The sequence below is a fragment of the Bacteroidota bacterium genome (genome assembly GCA_018816945.1).
Classification (GTDB): domain Bacteria; phylum Bacteroidota; class Bacteroidia; order Bacteroidales.
The window spans coordinates 1-2,775 of sequence record JAHIVC010000079.1; the positions used below are offsets into that span (position 1 = coordinate 1).

A 2,775-nucleotide genomic window follows, 5' to 3' on the forward strand; every position below is an offset into this window, starting at 1 on the left:
ATGAATTTGTTCTCACACTGGTTCCTCCAGTTGAAAAATAAACGTATCTAATCCGCTGCTGCCCACCAAAAACCGGAGCGTATCATAATGAAAAATAAAGATATCCGATGGATACAACGGTTTTTAAATTACAAGAAAGGATTGTCTCAGATTAAAAGCGCTGTTGATCTTGTCATTCATGGTAAAGTACTATCACTTTTATTCCTGAACAAACTGCTCCTTGAAATCGATGATCTTTTGCTGCCATATACATTCGATATTTCCATATTTGCTGACATTGATAATCAGGATTTAATCGACCATATCAAACGTGTCGGAATGATTTTTTATGAAAAACCATTCCAGGATTCTACGGCGGCAAAGACAGATTGATCTAAAAAATACGCAGATGCACGCGGAATAAAAACAATAATCAAAAAATATAAAGTTTGCGATAATTAGCGTAATTTAAGATGAATTAAGATTTTTGAGGAAGGATATAACATCTCTGAAATTATATTGAAAACAGATATGCCAGATAAAGCCGCCAGGGTCTTGATTGAGACGTTGGAAGCAGAATCTTTTCGTCTGAAATATAGTGTGCAACTTGCAAAAAAACGCCTTTCGAAATTTGAAATGAAATACAACGTTACTTCGGAAAAATTTATCAATGAATGGAGCGCGGATGATTTGGAAGGCAAGGATATGGAATACACCGAATGGGCTGGTGAATATAAACTTTCTGAACGTCTGAATGATCGTTTGAAAGCATTGAAAAGCATCCATCATGTCCCTTCGTGATTATTTTTGCACATTAGAATATATATTGATGCTAAGTATAAAATCGAAATCATCAGTTACGCATTCCAATACCAAGATATGAAGGGAGAGCTGATATTCAGATACGATAATGCTCGTCATAAGCCGGAATTAGGATTCGATGAACATAAACATCAGCATGACGGTACAATCATTCACTTGATCATGCCGGATATTGCCGATGTAATCGACGAGGTGATTAAATATTTGTAATTAGACCAACGGTCCCAATGTTGTGGACAGGATCGCATAATCCCATATCCGGAGATTTGATGAACTCGTAAAAAGTCGACGGATAGCTATGGAAAAAGGCCAATATGCAAGGCATAGTGTTTGGCCAGGCGTTAAGGTATACACAAACGTATGTCGAATGTTTGGCCAAACACTATAACGCAGCAGATGGGACTTTCTACGACACCATCATGAATATACGTCTTTGAACTGGGATGTCGTTTATAGTGTTGCAACCACAAGGCTCAACGATTTTCGTGATTATGCCTCTGAAATCGTTGCGTGGCTGGTTTTAATCAAATTCCATATTCAAGCGTAGGCTCACTCCTTGCCCCACCCCAGGAATAGATAAATGCAAAAGCTGCCAATAAGCAAAAGTGTATTTAAAGAGATTCGAACAGAAGATTGTTGTTATGTAGATAAAACATTTTTTGTCAGGCAATTATTGGATGATCATAGTAAATATTGGTTTTTATCCAGGCCCCGCCGCTTTGGAAAATCATTGTTTTTAGACACACTTCGTGCTGCCTTTGCCGGAGAAAGGGATTTGTTCAAAGGCTTGTATCTTGAAACAAACTGGGATTGGAACATTAAATATCCTGTGGTAAAAATAAGCTTTGGCAGGGGAACAGTTACATCAGTTGAAATGTTAAATAACGCAATTTATTTTAGCCTGACTAATAATGCAGATTTTTATGACATAGAGTTGGAGGCTGATAGTATACCTGAGCGATTTGAAGAGTTGATTCAAAAACTTGATAAAAAATTTGACCTGGGCGTTGTCGTTCTTGTCGATGAGTATGATAAACCATTATTGGATAATCTAACAAAAGATGTAGCCGAGGAAATGCGTGAGGGCTTGAGCAGTTTTTATTCTGTATTGAAAGACGCAGACAGGTATATTAAATTTGTCTTTCTTACTGGTGTATCCAAATTTAGCAAGACCAGCATATTTAGCAAACTTAATAATTTAACTGATATATCTTTAAAACCAAAATATGGTGATATCTGTGGTTATAGACAGGAAGACCTTGAATCTGTATTTATAGATTATTTAAATGATGTTGACCTAAGCAAAGTTAAAGAGTGGTATAATGGATATAATTTTCTTGGAAGTAATGTTTATAACCCGTATGATGTCTTATTGTTTTTATCAGATAAAAGATATCAATGCTATTGGTTTGAAACAGGCACACCTACTTTCCTCCTTGAGTTAATGAAGGAAAGAAAATTCTTTGTTCCGGATTTACATAATATCGAATTGAGTGATTCTCAAATGGGAGAGTTTGATATCAATAATATTGAATTGGAAGTTTTATTATATCAAACCGGATATTTAACAATAAAAAATACCACGGAAATTGCCAGTAGAACATTTTATTCTTTAAGTGTTCCTAACAAAGAAGTCAGCATTGGCCTAAATGATTATTTGCTGAGAATGTTTTTTGCGAGCGGTACGAATGCGTCAACTACAAGTAAATTAAGCCAAAAAATTTTTAAAGCATTAAATTCAAATCAACCTGAATTATTAGAATCGGCCTTTATTTCATTTTTTTCAGGAATTCCTTACAAATGGTATGTGAAAAACAACATTGCAAAATACGAAGGTTATTACTGCTCTGTTTTTTATTCATTTTTTGCAGCCTTAGGTTTGACAATTAATCCAGAGGACATAACAAATAAAGGCAGAATTGATTTTACTATTGTTATGGAAAAATCAATATTCATTTTTGAAATAAAAATGAA

The 2,775-nt window shown here is 34.8% G+C and carries 4 protein-coding genes; all 4 read left to right on the forward strand.

Features of this window, described 5'->3' with window-relative positions; genetic code table 11:
* The first annotated feature begins 87 nt into the window (after positions 1 to 87).
* A complete protein-coding gene (locus KKG99_12430) occupies positions 88 to 372 on the forward strand; it encodes a nucleotidyltransferase domain-containing protein (protein ID MBU1013804.1) in 285 nt (94 codons plus the stop codon).
* Between the two features lie 111 nt (positions 373 to 483).
* Complete coding sequence (locus KKG99_12435) at positions 484 to 780, forward strand: hypothetical protein (GenBank protein MBU1013805.1); 297 nt, start codon at positions 484 to 486, stop codon at positions 778 to 780.
* 78 nt (positions 781 to 858) lie between these two features.
* Positions 859 to 1,011, forward strand: a complete 153-nt coding sequence (locus KKG99_12440) for a hypothetical protein (protein ID MBU1013806.1) — start codon at positions 859 to 861, stop codon at positions 1,009 to 1,011.
* Positions 1,012 to 1,381: 370 nt separating this feature from the next.
* Positions 1,382 to 2,775, forward strand: a 1,394-nt coding sequence (locus tag KKG99_12445) for an ATP-binding protein (GenBank protein ID MBU1013807.1), incomplete at its 3' end; no start/stop codon positions are given.

Bases quoted from the DNA above. Each gene is read 5' to 3' on its own strand.
- KKG99_12430 (MBU1013804.1), top strand. From the start codon at position 88: ATGAAAAATAAAGATATCCGATGGATACAACGGTTTTTAAATTACAAG.
- KKG99_12440 (MBU1013806.1), top strand. From the start codon at position 859: ATGAAGGGAGAGCTGATATTCAGATACGATAATGCTCGTCATAAGCCG.